Raw genomic sequence first — 15,229 nt, forward strand, 5'->3', positions numbered from 1 at the left:
CGTTGCCGGACACAACAAAAGCACCGACCACAAACTCCCCCACCCTCGGAAAGGACCCGTGCACATGCGCAAGGGCTTCCTCACCTTCGCCGCCGTCGGCCTCCTGGCCACTGGCAGCATGGCCGCCTGTGGTGACAACGGCGGCTCCGACCAGGCCGGTGGTTCGACCGACAAGAAGCCGAAGATCGGCGTGATCCTCCCGGACAGCAAGTCGTCGGCCCGCTGGGAGACCGCGGACCGCAAGTACCTGGAGGCGGCGTTCAAGGCCGCCGGCGTCGATTCCGACATCCAGAACGCCCAGGACGACAAGAACGCGTTCGGGACCATCGCCGACCAGATGATCACCAACGGCGTCACCGTTCTGATGATCGTCAACCTGGACTCCGGCACCGGCAAGGCCGTGCTGGACAAGGCGAAGTCCCAGGGTGTGGCCACCATCGACTACGACCGCCTCACCCTCGGCGGCTCCGCCCAGTACTACGTCAGCTTCGACAACGAGGCGGTCGGCAAGCTCCAGGGCGAGGGCCTGGTCAAGTGCCTGACCGACAAGGGCGTCAAGAACCCGGCGATCGCCTACCTCAACGGCTCGCCGACCGACAACAACGCCACCCTGTTCAAGAACGGGTACGACTCGGTGCTCAAGCCGAAGTTCGACTCGAAGGAGTACACCAAGGCCGCCGACGACTCCGTGCCGGGCTGGGACAACGCCCAGGCCGCCACGATCTTCGAGCAGCAGCTCACCAAGGCCGGCGGCAAGATCGACGGGGTGCTCTCCGCCAACGACGGCCTCGGCAACGCGGCCATCTCGGTGCTGAAGAAGAACAAGCTCAACGGCAAGGTCCCGGTGACCGGCCAGGACGCCACCGTCGAGGGCCTGCAGAACATCCTCGTCGGTGACCAGTGCATGACCGTCTACAAGGCGGTCAAGAAGGAGGCGGACGCCGCCGCCGAGCTGGCCATCGGGCTCGCCAAGGGCGAGAAGAAGAACACCGGCCAGACGGTCAAGGACCCGGAGGGTGGCCGGGACGTGCCGGCCGTGCTGCTGGAGCCGAAGGCGATCTACAAGGAGAACGTCAAGGACGTCGTCGACGACGGCTACGTGACCAAGGACGAGCTCTGCAAGGACGCGTACGCCAAGCTCTGCGCCGACGCCGGTATCAGCTGACCCTTCCGTACCCGCATCAGGCGGCGCCGCCCGGCACGGGACATCCGTGCCGGGCGGCGCGTCGCCGGACGGGATCCGAGATCTCCCCTCCGTCCGAAGGAGACCCCCGTGTCCGCAACCCCCCTGCTGGAGCTACGCGGGATCGACAAGAGCTTCGGTCCCGTCCAGGTGCTGCGCGACGTCGCCTTCACCGCCCACGCGGGCGAGGTGACCGCGCTGGTCGGCGACAACGGTGCCGGCAAGTCGACCCTGGTCAAGTGCGTCAGCGGCATCTACCCCACGGATGCCGGTGAGTTCCTCTACGACGGCCAGCCGGTGAGCATCCACGGCCCCCGGGACGCCGCCGCGCTCGGCATCGAGGTCGTCTACCAGGATCTCGCGCTCTGCGACAACCTCGACATCGTGCAGAACATGTTCCTCGGCCGGGAGAAGCGCACCGGGATCGTGCTCGACGAGCCGACCATGGAGCAGCTGGCCGCGGAGACGCTGGCCGGGCTCAGCGTGCGTACGGTGAAGTCGCTGCGCCAGCACGTCTCCAGCCTCTCCGGCGGCCAGCGCCAGACCGTGGCCATCGCCAAGGCGGTGCTCTGGAACAGCAAGCTGGTCATCCTGGACGAGCCGACCGCCGCGCTCGGCGTCGCGCAGACCGCCCAGGTGCTGGAGTTGGTCCGCCGGCTGGCCGACAACGGCCTGGCGGTGGTGCTGATCTCGCACAACATGAACGACGTCTTCGCCGTCTCCGACCGCATCGCCGCGCTCTACCTCGGCCAGATGGTCGCCCAGGTGAAGACCACCGACATCACCCACTCGCAGGTGGTCGAGCTGATCACCGCCGGCCGCTCCGGCAGCCTCGGCCTCCCCGCCGACCCGGCCCCGGGCAGCAACGGCAACGGCGCCGAGCCCGCCGACCCCACCCCAGGAGCCGTCCGATGACCACCACCGCCGTCAAGAAGGAAGGGCCCGCCGCGGTCACACCGGCGCCCACCGTCGGCAGCCACCTCCACAACTACTGGGCCCGGGTACGCGGCGGCGACATCGGTGCGCTCCCCGCCGTCGGCATGCTCGTCGCGCTCTGCATCGGCTTCTCGATCGCGCGCCCGGTCTTCCTCACCGCCGGCAACTTCGCCAACCTCTTCACCCAGGGCGCGGCGATCACCCTGATCGCGATGGGGCTGGTCTTCGTCCTGCTGCTCGGCGAGATCGACCTCTCCGCCGGCTTCGCGAGCGGGGTCTGCGCCGCGATCCTGGCCAACGTGGTGACCGTGCTCGGCTATCCCTGGTACGTCGCGGTCCTCGCCGCCATCGCCACCGGGCTGGTCATCGGCCTGCTCCTCGGTCTCCTGGTGGCGAAGGTCGGCATCCCCTCCTTCGTGGTGACCCTCGCCGCGTTCCTCGCCTTCCAGGGCATCGCGCTGATGCTCATGAAGGAGGGCGCGAACATCTCGATCCGCGACGACGTGCTGCTGGCCATCGCCAACCGCAACCTGCCGCCCGTCGTCGGCTGGCTGCTCGCCGCGCTGGCCGTCGCCGGCTACGCGGCGGTGCAGTTGCGCCGGCACTGGCAGCGCACCGCCCGCGGCCTGCTGACCGACCCGATCGCGGTGGTCCTCACCCGGATCGGCGCGCTGGCGCTGATCCTCGGTGTCGCGGTCTACATCCTCAACCTGGAGCGCAGCCGCAACGTCCTGTTCGCCTCGCTCAAGGGCGTGCCGATCGTGGTGCCGATCATCGCGGTGCTGCTGATCGTCTGGGCCTTCGTGCTCCAGCGCACCAGCTACGGCCGGCACGTCTACGCCGTCGGCGGCAACCGGGAGGCGGCCCGCCGCGCCGGCATCAACGTCGACCGGATCCGGATCTCGGTCTTCGTGATCTGCTCCGGCATGGCGGCCGTCGGCGGCATCGTGGCGGCCAGTCGGCTCAACTCGGTCGATCCCAACACCGGCGGCAGCAGCGTCCTGCTCTACGCCGTCGGCGCGGCGGTCATCGGCGGCACCAGTCTCTTCGGCGGCAAGGGCCGGGTGCTCGACGCGGTGCTCGGCGGCGCGGTGATCGCCGTCATTGACAACGGGATGGGCCTGATGGGATACAGCTCGGGCGTCAAATACGTGGTCACCGGCGTCGTCCTGCTCGGGGCCGCCGCCATCGACGCGCTGTCCCGGCGGCGGGCCGCCGCCACGGGCACCCGCTGACCCGCTTACGGAAATGGCTGTGGCAATGCGTGCAGGACCGAGCCAGGACGAGATCCGCCGGCAGAACCTGGGCGCACTGCTGCGGTACGTGCACGTGCACGGCGCCACCACCCGCGCCGAGCTGACCACCGCCCTCGGGCTGAACCGCAGCACCATCGGCGCGCTGACCGCCGACCTGGCCGGCGCCGGTCTGGTCAGCGAGGGGACGCCGAAGGAGACCGGCCGGGCCGGGCGACCGTCGCTGGTCGTCCGGCCCGAGTCGGAGCGGATCTACGCGTACGCGTACAGCGTGGAGGTGGACCGGCTGCGGGCCGCGCGGGTCGGTCTCGGCGGTGAGGTGCTCGACCGCCGGGAGCTGGACCGGCCCCGGAACCTGGTCGCCGAGGAGGCCGCGCCGGTGCTGGCCGGCGCGGTCAAGGAGATGCACCAGTCGGTGCCGCCGGACGCGATCTGCGTCGGTGCCGGGCTAGCGGTCTGCGGCATGGTCCGCCGCGAGGACGGCCTGGTCCGGCTGAGCCCGACCACCGGCTGGGTGGACGAGCCGATCGGCGCGGCGCTCGCCGCCGAACTGGGCGCCGACGTACCGATCACCGTGGGCAACGTGGCGGACGTGGCGGCCTTCGCCGAGCACGCCCGGGGCGTCGCGGCCGGCTGCGACAACGTCATCTACCTGTACGGGGACGTCGGCGTCGGGGCCGGCATCATCGCCGGCGGGCGGCGGCTCACCGGGCACGGCGGGTACAGCGGCGAGGTCGGCCACATGGTGGTGGTCCGCGACGGGCTGCCCTGCGACTGCGGACGCCGAGGCTGCTGGGAGACCGAGATCGGCGAGCACGCGCTGCTGCGGGCCGCCGGCCGCTCCGACGCCCGGGGCCGGGACGCGCTGCTGGCCGTCTTCGACGCCGCCGACCGGGGCGACGCCCGCGCCCAGACGGCCGTACGGCAGGCCGGCGACTGGCTCGGCTTCGGGGTGGCCAACCTGGTCAACATCTTCAACCCCGAGATGATCATCTTCGGCGGCACCATGCGCGACCTCTACCTGGCCGCCGCCGCCCAGGTCCGCAGCCGGCTCAACTCCAACGGGCTGCCCGCCTGCCTGGAGCACGTCCGGCTGCGTACCCCGAAGCTGGGCGAGGACGCGGCGCTGATCGGGGCCGCCGAACTGGCCTTCGAACGCCTCCTCGCCGACCCCCTCGACGTCGGTTGACGGGTTCGCCCCGGTGACCCGGCCGATGAACTGATCGGTGCCGTGATCCGTACCCCTGGCCGGACGGGCGGCCGGTGGGCGGCCGTCCGCGACATCCGCGTACCGGTCGGACCGAGGAGGCACCGCAACGATGGCACCGCTGGAACCCGCCCGCCGCCGGCTGGCGCACCGGATGATGCTGCTGCTCGTCACGCTGGTCGCGGGGCTCGGGGTGCTACCCGGTACGGCGTACGCGGCGCCCGCCTCGCAGCTCAACGCCGCCGACATGACCCTGCTCAACGGCGTACGGCTGGCCGGGCTCTGGGAGATGCCGGCCGGTCAGCTGGCCGCCGAGAAGGGCCGGTCCACCCGGGTACGCGAGATCGGCGCGGAGATCTCCCGGCAGCACGGCGTACTGGACCAACTCGTCGTGGACGCCGCGAACAAGCTGGGCACCAGCCTGCCGACGGAGCCGACCGCCGAGCAGAAGGGGTGGCTGACCGAGATGCAGAACGCCACCGGCGCGCGGTTCGACCAGATCTTCGTGACCCGGCTCCGGGTCGCCCACGGCAAGATCTTCCCGGTGATCGGGGCGGTCCGGGCCAGCACCCGGGACCCGATCGTCCGCAAGCTGGCCGACGAGGCGAACAGGTTCGTCGGCGACCACATGGCGATGCTGGAGAGCACCGGGCTGGTCCGCTGGCAGCAGCTCCCGCCCGCCGCGCTGCCCCCGGCGCAGAGCGACTCGCTGGTCGCCGCCGCCGCGGCGAACGTCGGCACCGGCGGAGGTGCCGAGGTCAGCACCACCGTGGTGTGGGCGGTCTTCCTCCTCGCGCTGGCCACCGGCGGCTTCGCCACCTGGCGCCTCCTGCGCCGCACCTGACGCCGACCGGGTTCAGCCGTGCCAGGAGCGCCAGAGTGCGGCGTACGAGCCGTCGGCGGCGACCAGCTCGTCGTGCGAGCCCAGCTCGGTGATCCGGCCGCCCTCCACCACCGCCACCCGGTCGGCGTCGTGCGCGGAGAAGAGCCGGTGCGCGATGGCGATGACCGTCCGCCCGGCCAGCACGGCGGCCAGGGAGCGTTCCAGCGCCCGGGCGGCGCGCGGATCGATCAGCGAGGTGGCCTCGTCCAGCACCAGCGTGTGCGGGTCGGCGAGCACCAGTCGGGCCAGGGCGAGCTGCTGCGCCTGGGCCGGGGAGAGCGGATGCCCGCCCGCCCCGACCAGCGTGTCCAGCCCGTCCGGCAACGCCTCCGCCCAGCCCAGCGCGTCGACGGCGGACAGCGCGGCGCGTACCTGGGCCGGTTCCGCGTCGGGGCGGACCATCGCCACGTTCTCGGCCAGGGTGCCGATGAAGACGTGGTGCTCCTGGCTGACCAGCGCGACGTGGCCGCGCAGCTCGGCCAGCGGCAGCCCGGTGAGCGGACGGCCGTCCACGGTGACCGAGCCGGAGCGGGGCGGATGCACCCCGGCCAGCAGCCGCCCCAGCGTGGACTTCCCCGCGCCGGACGGGCCCACCATGGCCAGTTTCTCCCCCGGGCGGGGCACCAGGGTCACCCCGTGCAGCACGTCGTGCCCGTCCCGGTAGGCGTACCGGACGTCGTGGGCGGCCAGCCGGCCGTCGCCCCGCCCCGGCCCCCGACCGGCGGGCGGTGCCGGGGCGTCGGCCGGATCGGCGGCGGGGTCGGCCGCCACCCCGAGCAGCCGGGCCAGCGAGGCACCGCCCACCTGTAGCTCGTCCAGCCAGGCGAGGAGCCGGTCGACCGGGTCCACCAGTTGCTGGGCGTACAGGGTGGCGGCGGTGACCTGCCCCAGGGTCGCCCAGCCCTTGAGGTGGAACCAGCCGCCGATGAGCAGGGTGGCCACCACCGGTACGACGTACCCGAACTCGGCCACCGGCCAGAAGACCGTACGCAGGTAGAGGGTGTACCGCTCGGCCGCGTACGACCGGCGGATGTCGCCGTCGGTGCGGGCCCGGCGGCGGGCCTCCTGCCGCAGCGCCTCCGTGGTGCGGGACCCCTCCACCACCTCGCTGATCCCGTCGGTGATGTCCGAGTACGCGGCGTTCTCCCGCAGGTAGCCCTCGGGCGCGCGGCGCAGGTACCAGCGGGTGCCGGCGACCAGCACCGGCACCGCGAGCAGCGCGGGCAGCACCAGCAGCGGGCCGGTCAGCAGCAACGCGCCGAGGATCAGCAGCACGGTGACCGCCGAGATCAGCGTCTCCGGCGCGGCGAACCGCACCGTCCGGGAGAGCGCGGAGACGTCCCGGGAGGTACGGGTGAGCAGGTCGCCGGTGCCGGCGCGCTCCACCGTGGCCAGCGGCAGGGCGAGCACCCGCTCGACGAACTCCTCGCGCAGCTCGGCGAGGACCCGCTCGCCGAGCCGGGCCGACGCCAGGTGGGCGAAGCGGACCAGCACCGACTGGGCGACCACGAAACCGGCGATGGCCAGCGCGATCCGGTCGACGGTGACGGTGCCGACACCGCGCGAGATCCCCTCCACCAGGTCGCCGAGGAGCCGGGGCGCGACCAGGCCGGCCGCCGCGGCGAGCGCGTGCAGGCCGAGCGCGGCGGCCAGACCGCGTGGGTGCCGGCGGATCAGGGTGCGCGCGTACCGGCGGACCTGGCCGGCGTCGGCCACGGGCAGGGCGGCGCTCACCGGTCCTCCTCCCGGCTCACCGTCGCCGCGTAGCGGGGCTCGGCGGCGAGCAGTTCCTCGTGGCGGCCCTCCGCGACCACCTTGCCGTCCTCCACGAACACCACGTGCTCGGCCCGGCCGAGCACCAGCGGACTGGTGGTGCAGACGAGCGTGGTCCGGCCGCCGCGCGCGGCGCCCAACCGCTCCGCGATCCGCGCCTCGGTGTGCGCGTCCACCGCGCTGGTCGGCTCGACCAGGATCAGCGTCTCCGGGTCCGCGACGAGGGCCCGGGCCAGCCGGAGCCGCTGCCGCTGCCCGCCGGAGAACTCCCGGCCGCGTTCGGCCACCCGGCTGTCCAGCCCGTCGGGCAGCCCGTCGACGATGTCGGTCGCGCCGGCCGCGACCAGCGCCGCCGCGACCGTGGCCCGGTCGCCCCGGTCGTGCGGGTCCAGCTCCGTCCGGAGCGGGCCGGCGAAGAGCTGCGCGTCGTTGTCGACCACCAGGATCCGCTCACGCACCGTCGCCAGTGCCACGTCGCGCAGCGGTACGCCGTGCAGCGTCACGTCCCCGTCAACGTACCGGCCGAGCCGGTCGGCGATCTCGGCCGCGTCCTCGGGGGCGCTGGCCGCGAGCGCGGTGAGCCGACCCGGCCGCAGCACCAGCCCCGAGCGGACGTCCACCAGCTCGCCCGGCCCGTCGGGCACCGGCACCGGGCGGGCCGGGTCGGTGAACTCCGGGGCGAGGCGGAGCAGCCGGACCACCCGACGGGCGGCGACGTGCCCCCGGGTCAGCTTGTCGGCCGCCTCGGTGAGGTTGCGCAGCGGGCCGACCAGGAAGGCGGTGTACCCGTAGAACGCGACGAGCTGACCGGCGCTGATCTCGCCGGCCAGCGCGAACCGGGCCCCCAGCCAGGTCACCAGCACCACGAAGACCCCGGGCAACAGGATCTGCGCCGCCTGGAGCAGCGACTCCACCCGGGCCACCCGTAGGCCGTCGGCGCGCAGCGCCTGGGACTGCTCCCGGTAGCGGGCGCCCAGCATCGGCTCCCCGCCCACGCCGCGCAGCACCCGCAGCCCGGAGACGATGTCGGCGGCACGGGCGGTGAGCCGGCCGGTCGAGTCCCGGTACGCCGCCTGCTGCCGGTGCAGCGGCCGGATCAGCAGCGCCACCAGCCCCATCAGCAGCGGCACGCCGAGCACGACGACCAGTCCGAGCGGCTGGGATGCGGTGAGCAGGACCACCGCCACGATGACGATCGCCACCACCGATCCGGTGCCCCGGGCGGTGATGTCGATGGCACTGCCGATGTGCTCGATGTCGGCCGTACCGATGCTGACCACCTCACCCGCGGTGACCCGGCGGGGCAGTGCGGCGCCGAGCCGGTTGGTGGCGTCCACCGCGACCTGCACGGTCCGGTACGCGGCCCCGAGCCAGTTGTGCACCGCGCAGCGGTGCCGGAGGATGCCGGCGACGGCCTGGAGGACGCCCAGCCCCAGCAGCACGAGCCCCCAGCGCAGCAGGGCGTCCGGATCACGGTGGGCGAGGCCGGCGTCGACGGCCCGCCCGACGGCGGCCGGCATCAACGCCTGCGCCACCATCCAGACGACGCCGAGCGCGAGGCCGGCGCCGAAGATCAGCGGGTGCCGACCGGCCAGCCAGACCAGGTAACGGGTGGCGGACCGGGCGTCGGGGGTGCCGGGATCGCCGGCCGGTGAGAAGCGCATGACACCCCGACGCTAGGTGTTCGGCACCGGGCCCCGCCAGCCAATTCCCGCCGTTCGCGAGCGGTGCCGGGCACCTCCACAGTGGTCGGTGATGCCCGAACCATGAACCGTTCCGCCAGCCGCTAGGCTTCGCCGGGGGCGCGCCCTGGGCGCCTGCCTTAGTCGACCGGAACGGAGCGGCGCGTGACCGACCAGCACGACCGACCGGACGGCCTGATGGGCCGATTCACCAGCGTTCGGGGTGCCGCGTATGCGGCGGACGGCCTGGTACACGTCGAGGTCGACGGGACGGGCGACCTGCTCGCCCTCGACCTCGATCCGCGCGCCATGCGGCTACCATCGGCCGACCTGTCGGCGGCGATCCGGGCGGCGTTCGGCGACGCCCGGGCGCAGGTGCAGGCGCAGCTTCAGGAGCAACTGGCCGCGCAGCCGCCCACCCTGCCCCAGGGCCTGGGGCCGCTCCTGAACGACCTCGGCTTCAACGCGCAACGCCGGCTGGACGACATGGCCGCCGCCGCCCAACAGGTCGCCGACCGGCTCGGCAGGATGGACGGGACGGCGGCGCGATGACCCAGCCGATGCACACCGAGCCGGAGGTGCTGGCCGGTGCGGCACAGACCATTGCCGGGGTCGGCGTGGAGTTGGAGAGCGGCCTCGGCGCGCTGGAGGCCACGGTCACCAGCGAGAACCCGTGGGGTGCGGACGAGCCCGGCTCGGTCTTCGGCGCCGCGTACACCGAGGTGCTGTCGCACGCCCTGGAGGCGTACGGCTCGCACGTGCAGTTGCTGCTCACCGCCGCGGAGGGGCTGGCCGACTGGGCGCAGCAGGTGGTCGACACGGACCAGCAGGCGGACCAGCTCTTCGCGGCCCTGCACGGGCGGCTGGGGGCCTGAGCGTGGGTCTCGAACTGCCCGCCGAGCTGACCGAGCCGCTGAGTTGGATCGGTCTGGAGTGGCCGGAGGCGGATGAGGAACTGCTCTTCGCCGCCGGCCAGCACTGGTTGTCCTTCGGGATGACGTTGCAGTCCGCGGCGATGCAGGCGGACGGCGCGGCGGCGGCGGTCTGGCAGCACAACTCGGGCGACACCGTCAACGCGTTCAAGCAGTGGTGGACGCGTGACGACGGGCCGCAGCTACGGCTGCTGGAGGACGCCATCGCGGCGCAGCTCATCGGCGCCGTTCTGATGATCTTCGCGGCGATGACGTTGGCCATGAAGATCGCCTTCATCGTCCAGCTGATCATCCTGCTGGTCCAGGTGACCATGGCGATCGCCGCCGCGGTCGCCACCCTCGGTGCCTCCACCGCTACCGTGCCCGGCTTCGTGGCGGCCACCCGGATGATCTGCCAACGGCTGATCCGGATGATCGTGCAGCAGGTCCGCACCGTGCTCAAGCACATCCTGGAGCAGGCCAAGCGGCTGCTCAAACTGGTCCGGAAGGTGGGCGAGAAGCGGGCCGCACGCAAGATCGAGAAGCAGATCGCCCACGACCTCAAGCGGGTCAACCCGAAATTCAACCCGCCGAACCCGGACTACTCGGCGAACTGCACGCACTGTGTGCAGACGTACGAGCTGCGGCGGCGGGGCATCGACGTCGAGGCGACCGCCCTGCCGCAACAGTTTCACCAGTGGGGCGGCCGGTCCATTGCCGACATCGAGCAGACCTGGGGACGGAGGTTCGCCCCGGGCGGCAGGGCCGACATCGAGCAGGCGTTCCAGAACTTCGGCCCCGGTTCACGGGGCGTGGTCGCCATCCGCTGGAACAACGGCGGTGGCCACGTGTTCAATGTGGAGAACGTCGGCGGCAAGGTGCGCTTCATCGACGGACAGAACGCCGGGCGTGACGTGGCCAACTACTTCGCCAACGGACACAGCACCCAGTTCGTCCGGCTGGACAACATCCCCATGCCTGGCGGGCTCACCCAGTTCGTCCGGCCGCCCGGTTAGGATCCCCCGTCATGGCTGTCACCTACGAGCAGGCCCGCGAGATCGTCCGTCGGGCCACCGAGCCCGACTGGCCGTTCGGCACCTACTGCCTGGACGACCGCAGGATCGTGGAGAACGACAACTTCTTCGTCTTCGAGATCGGCGCACGGGAGTTCCTGGTGGACGGCGACATGTCGTACGCCACGGCCGGCTCGGTGCCGGTGGTGCACAAGGCGGACGGGCGACTGGAGTATGTGCCGTCCTTCCAGATCGGCACCGACCCGTCGATCCGCAACCGGCCCAACCCCGCACCCACCCTGCGCGCCTGACCCACCCGGCCGGCCGCCGGCCCGCCCCGACAGCGCGTCAGCGGTCGACCTGGGTGAAGTCCCAGGCGTGCGGCGGGCGGGCGACCAGGGTCGGCGGCGGGTCCGGCAGGTCCCGCGGGCTGCTCCGCCACTTCGAGATGACCACGAGTCGGAAATCGGTGGAGGAGAACACCTCGCTGGACAGGTGCAGCGGATCGTGCTCGAACTCGGGCAGCACGGTCTCGCAGACCCAGGTGATCAGGTCGGCGAAGCCGTACGGCTCGGCCTTCGCCTCCCACATCCGGACGATCACAGCGGTCCCCTCCCGCTCAGACGCTGACCACGGTCAGCGGCATCGCCGAGTCGGCCGGCAGGTCGAGGCGGCTCGGGGCGACGCCCGAGGCGACCAGGTGCGAACCCAGCGCGGCCACCATCGCGCCGTTGTCGGTGCACAGCCCCGGGCGGGGCGTACGCACCCGGATGCCGTGCCTCGCCGCCCGGTGCTCGGCCATCGCCCGCAGCCGCGAGTTGGCCGCCACCCCACCGCCGATCACCAGCGTGTCGATCCCGCTGCTGCGGCAGGAGTCCAGGGCCTTGCCGACCAGCACGTCGCAGACCGCCTCCTGGAAGGACGCGGCCACGTCGGCGACCGGAACCGGCTCGCCGGCCCGCTGCCGGGCCTCCACCCAGCGCGCCACCGCGGTCTTCAGCCCGGAGAACGAGAAGTCGTAGCGGTGGGCGGCCAGGTCCTTCGGCGCGGTCAGCCCGCGCGGGAAGGCGATGGCCGCCGGATCGCCGGCCCGCGCCTCCCGGTCGATCCACGGGCCGCCCGGGAACGGCAACCCGAGCAGCCGGGCCACCTTGTCGAACGCCTCACCGGCGGCGTCGTCGATGGTCGAGCCGAGCGGGGTGACGCCCCGGGCCAGGTCGTCGACGCGCAGCAGCGACGAGTGCCCGCCGGAGACCAGCAGGGCGATCGCCGGCTCGGGCAGCGGGCCGTGTTCCAGGGTGTCCACGGCGACGTGCGCGGCGAGGTGGTTGACGCCGTACACCGGCTTCTCGGCGGCGACCGCGTACCCCTTCGCGGCGGCGACCCCGACGAGCAGCGCGCCGGCCAGGCCGGGACCGGAGGTGACGGCGATCGCGTCGATGTCCGCGAGCGTCACCCCGGCCTGCTTCAGCGCCCGGTCCATGGTCGGCACGATCGCCTCCAGGTGGGCTCGGCTGGCCACCTCGGGCACCACGCCGCCGAACCGGGCGTGCTCCTCGACGCTGGAGGCCAGCGCGTCGGCGAGCAGGGTGTGCCCACGGACGATGCCGACCCCGGTCTCGTCGCAGGAGGTCTCGATGCCGAGGATCAGTGGTTCGTCAGCCATGCTCGTCAGTCCTCGTTGCGCTGCATGACCAGCGCGTCGGTGTTGCTCGGTTGGTAGTAGCCGCGGCGCACGCCGATCGGCTCGAAGCCGTACGTGGCGTAGAGACGCTGCGCCGGGGCGTTGTCCGCGGCGACCTCCAACAGCGTGCTGCGGATTTCGCGCCGGGCCGCCTCGGCGAGCAGCGCCTCCAGCAGCGCCCGGCCGATCCCCCGGCGCTGCGCGTCGCGGCGGACCGCGATGTTCTGCACCCACGCCTCGTCGGGCGGTGCCACCAGCAGCCCGGCGTAGCCGAGCACGGTCCCGTCGTCGTCGATGGCGACCAGGTAGAAGTGCCCGCTCGCCAACTCGTTCCAGAACATCGCCGGGGACCACCGCTCGACGCCGAAGAGGTCCGCCTCGATGGGCAGCACCTGGTCGATGTGCCACCAGCGGAAGCGCTCCAGTCGCGCGCCCGTCATGGCAGGACCGGCTTGTGGCCGGTGGCCGCGACGGCGTCCGGGCGACGCAGGTAGAGCGGGGTGAGCGGCTCGCCGGGTGCGCCCGCGCGGATCCGCTCGGCGGCGAGCCGGGCCAGCGCCGTCGCGTCCGGGTAGCGCGGTTCGACCCGCAGCGGCAGGCCGAGGACGTCCGCGTACCGGTGTGCGCCGTCACCGACCGCCACGGTGACGGCCAGGTCGCGGGCGCGCTCCGCGGCGACCGCGGGGGCGTCCACGTTCGGGCCGGCGATCCGCTGGCCGGCGCCGTCGTAGACCGCCCAGTAGACCTCCCGCCGCCGCGCGTCGCTGGCGGCCAGGACCGGTTCGCCGGCGACCGCCGGGTGGCCGATCCCGTCCAGCGAGCAGACACCGTACGTGGGGATGCCCAGCACCTGCCCCATGGTGGCGGCGGTGACCAGGCCGACCCGCAGCCCGGTGAACGGCCCCGGGCCAAGCCCGGCGACGATCGCGCCGAGGTCGCCGGGGCGGGCGTCGGTGTCGGCCAGCACCGCGTCGACCTGCGGGGCGAGCAGCTCCCCGTGGGCCCGGGCGTCGACCGTGCACCGCTGCGCCCGGGCCACGACACCGTCCGCCGAGACCTCGACCAGGGCCGCGGTCACCGCGGGCGTCGAGGAGTCCACCACGAGTACGAGCACGGTATGCCAGCCTAGCCGGGACTTCGGTCACGCCTCGTGACGGGATGACCTCCTACGACTCGGTAGGAGGTTGATACCGCTGAGTCATCAATATGACCAGGAGGTATCAGCCTTCTCATTCTCTGCATCACCATGCTGAGGTGCCTGAATCACGCCTCGTCAGCCAGATCGGCGCGGCGGTCCGCCACCAGCGCGAGCTGAACGAACTCAACCAACGACAACTGGCGGAGCGGGCCGGCGTCAGCCAGGCAGCGGTCGCGCGGATCGAACGGGGCGACCGGTCCCCGAGCCTGCCGGTGCTGGAACGGCTGCTCGCCGCAATGGACGTACAGCTCACGATCGGGGTGGAGCCGCTCGACGGTCATCTGGACGCGGCGCTCGACGCGCTGGTTGCGCGGCCGGTCAACGAGCGGATCGACGAGTTGGGGCTGGCTCGGATGCTCGACGCGCTGGGCGGACTGCCGTACGTGCTGACCGGGAGCACGGCGTCGCTGCTCCAGGGCGCGCCGCTCCCGGTCGACGCGGTGGAGGTCGCGGTGCGGTGGCGCGACTCGGGCCTCCTGACCGCCTGGCTGGAGCGGGCGTACGGGCAGCGGTGGAACGCCCGCTGGGCGGAGTGGGGCAACCTGCGGCTCGAACCCGAGGAGCCCGGCGAGCACCGCTGGCGGACCCGGTACGGCGAGCTGTGGGCGCGGATGTGCGACGAGCTGCCCGAGCCGGTCGAGGTGCGGCACGGTGGGCGCAGCTATTGGGTCGAGCCGCTGGCGCGGGTCGAGGTGACTGACCCGCGCGCCGCCGACCTGCTGCGCCGGCACCGGCAGCGGCTGGCGTCAGCCGGCTGAGCGCTCCCAGTCGATGGTGGGCAGCCCGGCGTCGGCGAGGGCCTTGTTCGCCGCGCTGAACGGGCGGCTGCCCAGGAAGCCACGCGGGTTCATCGGGCTGGGGTGACCGGCCTCCAGCACCACGTGCCGCGGGTTGCTGACCAGGGCGGCCTTCTTGCGGGCGTAACCACCCCAGAGCAGGAAGACCACCCGCTGGTCGAGGGCGTCCAACGCCCGGATGGTGGCGTCGGTGAACTCCTCCCAGCCCTGGTTGGCGTGCGAGCCCGGGCTGGCCTGCCGGACGGTGAGCACCGAGTTGAGCAGCAGCACGCCCTGCGCCGCCCAGCCGGTCAGGTTGCCGCTGCGCGGCTTCGGCACGCCCAGGTCCTCACCCAACTCCTTGAAGACGTTGCGCAACGACGGCGGCACCGACACCCCCTCGCGCACGCTGAAGCTCAGCCCGTGCGCCTGCCCCGCCTTGTGGTACGGATCCTGCCCGAGGATCAGCACCCGGCACTCCGCCGGCCCGCACAGCCGGTAGGCGGAGAACAGGTCCTCGACCGGAGGGAAGACCGTGGCGGTCGCGTATTCCCCGGCGACGAACTCGGCCAACGCCGCGGTGCGGGCCGGGTCGAGGTGCGGGGTGAGCACCGCCTGCCACGCGTCGGGCAGGAGCGTCAGCAGGTCGAGGGTGGGGGCGTCGTCGGGCATCGGCAACCTTCCGCCGGTCGAGATCGGTCCCGGGCACTGTAGGCGCCGGGTACGACAG

17 protein-coding genes are annotated in these 15,229 nt (G+C 72.8%); 10 read left to right on the forward strand and 7 right to left on the reverse strand.

All coding sequences use genetic code 11. The features are described 5' to 3' along the window. Window positions 1–64: 64 nt before the first annotated feature. From GA0070621_RS19820 to GA0070621_RS19840, 5 genes are all read left to right on the forward strand, one after another. Window positions 65–1,165: a sugar ABC transporter substrate-binding protein gene (locus GA0070621_RS19820; RefSeq protein ID WP_091198129.1), complete on the forward strand. Its 1,101-nt coding sequence runs from the start codon at window positions 65–67 to the stop codon at window positions 1,163–1,165. Window positions 1,166–1,273: 108 nt separating this feature from the next. Continuing rightward, window positions 1,274–2,098, forward strand: a complete 825-nt coding sequence (locus tag GA0070621_RS19825; protein ID WP_091198132.1) for an ATP-binding cassette domain-containing protein — start codon at window positions 1,274–1,276, stop codon at window positions 2,096–2,098. Next, complete coding sequence (locus GA0070621_RS19830) at window positions 2,095–3,354, forward strand: sugar ABC transporter permease (RefSeq protein ID WP_091198135.1); 1,260 nt, start codon at window positions 2,095–2,097, stop codon at window positions 3,352–3,354. Before GA0070621_RS19825 ends, GA0070621_RS19830 begins: the two co-directional genes overlap by 4 nt. A gap of 25 nt (window positions 3,355–3,379) precedes the next feature. Then, complete coding sequence (locus GA0070621_RS19835; protein WP_091198136.1) at window positions 3,380–4,561, forward strand: ROK family protein; 1,182 nt, start codon at window positions 3,380–3,382, stop codon at window positions 4,559–4,561. Window positions 4,562–4,691: 130 nt separating this feature from the next. After that, entirely contained in the window at window positions 4,692–5,423 is a 732-nt protein-coding gene (locus tag GA0070621_RS19840; protein WP_091198139.1) for a DUF4142 domain-containing protein, read from the forward strand. A gap of 12 nt (window positions 5,424–5,435) precedes the next feature. Here the strand turns inward: GA0070621_RS19840 and GA0070621_RS19845 are convergent, their stop codons facing one another. Further along, window positions 5,436–7,196 (reverse strand): ABC transporter ATP-binding protein, encoded by a 1,761-nt coding sequence (locus GA0070621_RS19845; protein ID WP_091198142.1) that lies wholly within the window; start codon window positions 7,194–7,196, stop codon window positions 5,436–5,438. Continuing rightward, the gene (locus GA0070621_RS19850; RefSeq protein WP_091198145.1) at window positions 7,193–8,899 is read right to left on the reverse strand and encodes an ABC transporter transmembrane domain-containing protein; all 1,707 of its coding nucleotides are present in this window, start codon (window positions 8,897–8,899) and stop codon (window positions 7,193–7,195) included. Before GA0070621_RS19850 ends, GA0070621_RS19845 begins: the two co-directional genes overlap by 4 nt. A gap of 183 nt (window positions 8,900–9,082) precedes the next feature. On the opposite strand from GA0070621_RS19850, the gene GA0070621_RS19855 reads away from it, so the two are divergent. From GA0070621_RS19855 to GA0070621_RS19870, 4 genes are read left to right on the forward strand one after another with little or no spacing between them, the layout of a single operon-like run. Further along, window positions 9,083–9,469 (forward strand): YbaB/EbfC family nucleoid-associated protein, encoded by a 387-nt coding sequence (locus GA0070621_RS19855; RefSeq protein ID WP_167667080.1) that lies wholly within the window; start codon window positions 9,083–9,085, stop codon window positions 9,467–9,469. After that, entirely contained in the window at window positions 9,466–9,792 is a 327-nt protein-coding gene (locus GA0070621_RS19860; protein ID WP_091198148.1) for a hypothetical protein, read from the forward strand. Before GA0070621_RS19855 ends, GA0070621_RS19860 begins: the two co-directional genes overlap by 4 nt. 2 nt (window positions 9,793–9,794) lie before the next feature. Then, window positions 9,795–10,844 (forward strand): toxin glutamine deamidase domain-containing protein, encoded by a 1,050-nt coding sequence (locus GA0070621_RS19865; RefSeq protein ID WP_091198151.1) that lies wholly within the window; start codon window positions 9,795–9,797, stop codon window positions 10,842–10,844. Between the two features lie 11 nt (window positions 10,845–10,855). After that, window positions 10,856–11,152, forward strand: a complete 297-nt coding sequence (locus GA0070621_RS19870; protein ID WP_091198153.1) for a hypothetical protein — start codon at window positions 10,856–10,858, stop codon at window positions 11,150–11,152. A gap of 37 nt (window positions 11,153–11,189) precedes the next feature. Here the strand turns inward: GA0070621_RS19870 and GA0070621_RS19875 are convergent, their stop codons facing one another. The 4 genes from GA0070621_RS19875 to tsaB are packed head-to-tail and all read right to left on the reverse strand — an operon-like array spanning window position 11,190 to window position 13,639. After that, window positions 11,190–11,444, reverse strand: coding sequence for a hypothetical protein (locus GA0070621_RS19875; protein ID WP_091198156.1), 255 nt, complete (start codon window positions 11,442–11,444; stop codon window positions 11,190–11,192). A 16-nt stretch (window positions 11,445–11,460) separates the two neighbouring features. Then, window positions 11,461–12,507, reverse strand: coding sequence for a tRNA (adenosine(37)-N6)-threonylcarbamoyltransferase complex transferase subunit TsaD (gene tsaD, locus GA0070621_RS19880; protein ID WP_091198158.1), 1,047 nt, complete (start codon window positions 12,505–12,507; stop codon window positions 11,461–11,463). A 5-nt stretch (window positions 12,508–12,512) separates the two neighbouring features. Further along, window positions 12,513–12,965, reverse strand: coding sequence for a ribosomal protein S18-alanine N-acetyltransferase (rimI, locus tag GA0070621_RS19885; protein ID WP_091198160.1), 453 nt, complete (start codon window positions 12,963–12,965; stop codon window positions 12,513–12,515). Continuing rightward, window positions 12,962–13,639 (reverse strand): tRNA (adenosine(37)-N6)-threonylcarbamoyltransferase complex dimerization subunit type 1 TsaB, encoded by a 678-nt coding sequence (tsaB, locus tag GA0070621_RS19890; RefSeq protein WP_091198163.1) that lies wholly within the window; start codon window positions 13,637–13,639, stop codon window positions 12,962–12,964. The genes rimI and tsaB overlap by 4 nt, the downstream gene beginning before the upstream one ends. 140 nt (window positions 13,640–13,779) lie before the next feature. Here tsaB and GA0070621_RS19895 point away from each other — a divergent pair, with 140 nt between their 5' ends. Beyond that, window positions 13,780–14,481: a helix-turn-helix domain-containing protein gene (locus tag GA0070621_RS19895; protein ID WP_091198166.1), complete on the forward strand. Its 702-nt coding sequence runs from the start codon at window positions 13,780–13,782 to the stop codon at window positions 14,479–14,481. Here GA0070621_RS19895 and ung read toward each other — a convergent pair. Continuing rightward, window positions 14,470–15,171, reverse strand: a complete 702-nt coding sequence (ung, locus tag GA0070621_RS19900) for a uracil-DNA glycosylase (protein ID WP_091198169.1) — start codon at window positions 15,169–15,171, stop codon at window positions 14,470–14,472. The genes GA0070621_RS19895 and ung overlap by 12 nt on opposite strands. Between the last annotated feature and the right edge of the window lie 58 nt (window positions 15,172–15,229).

Origin of the sequence: Micromonospora narathiwatensis (assembly GCF_900089605.1) — a bacterium.
GTDB lineage: Bacteria > Actinomycetota > Actinomycetes > Mycobacteriales > Micromonosporaceae > Micromonospora > Micromonospora narathiwatensis.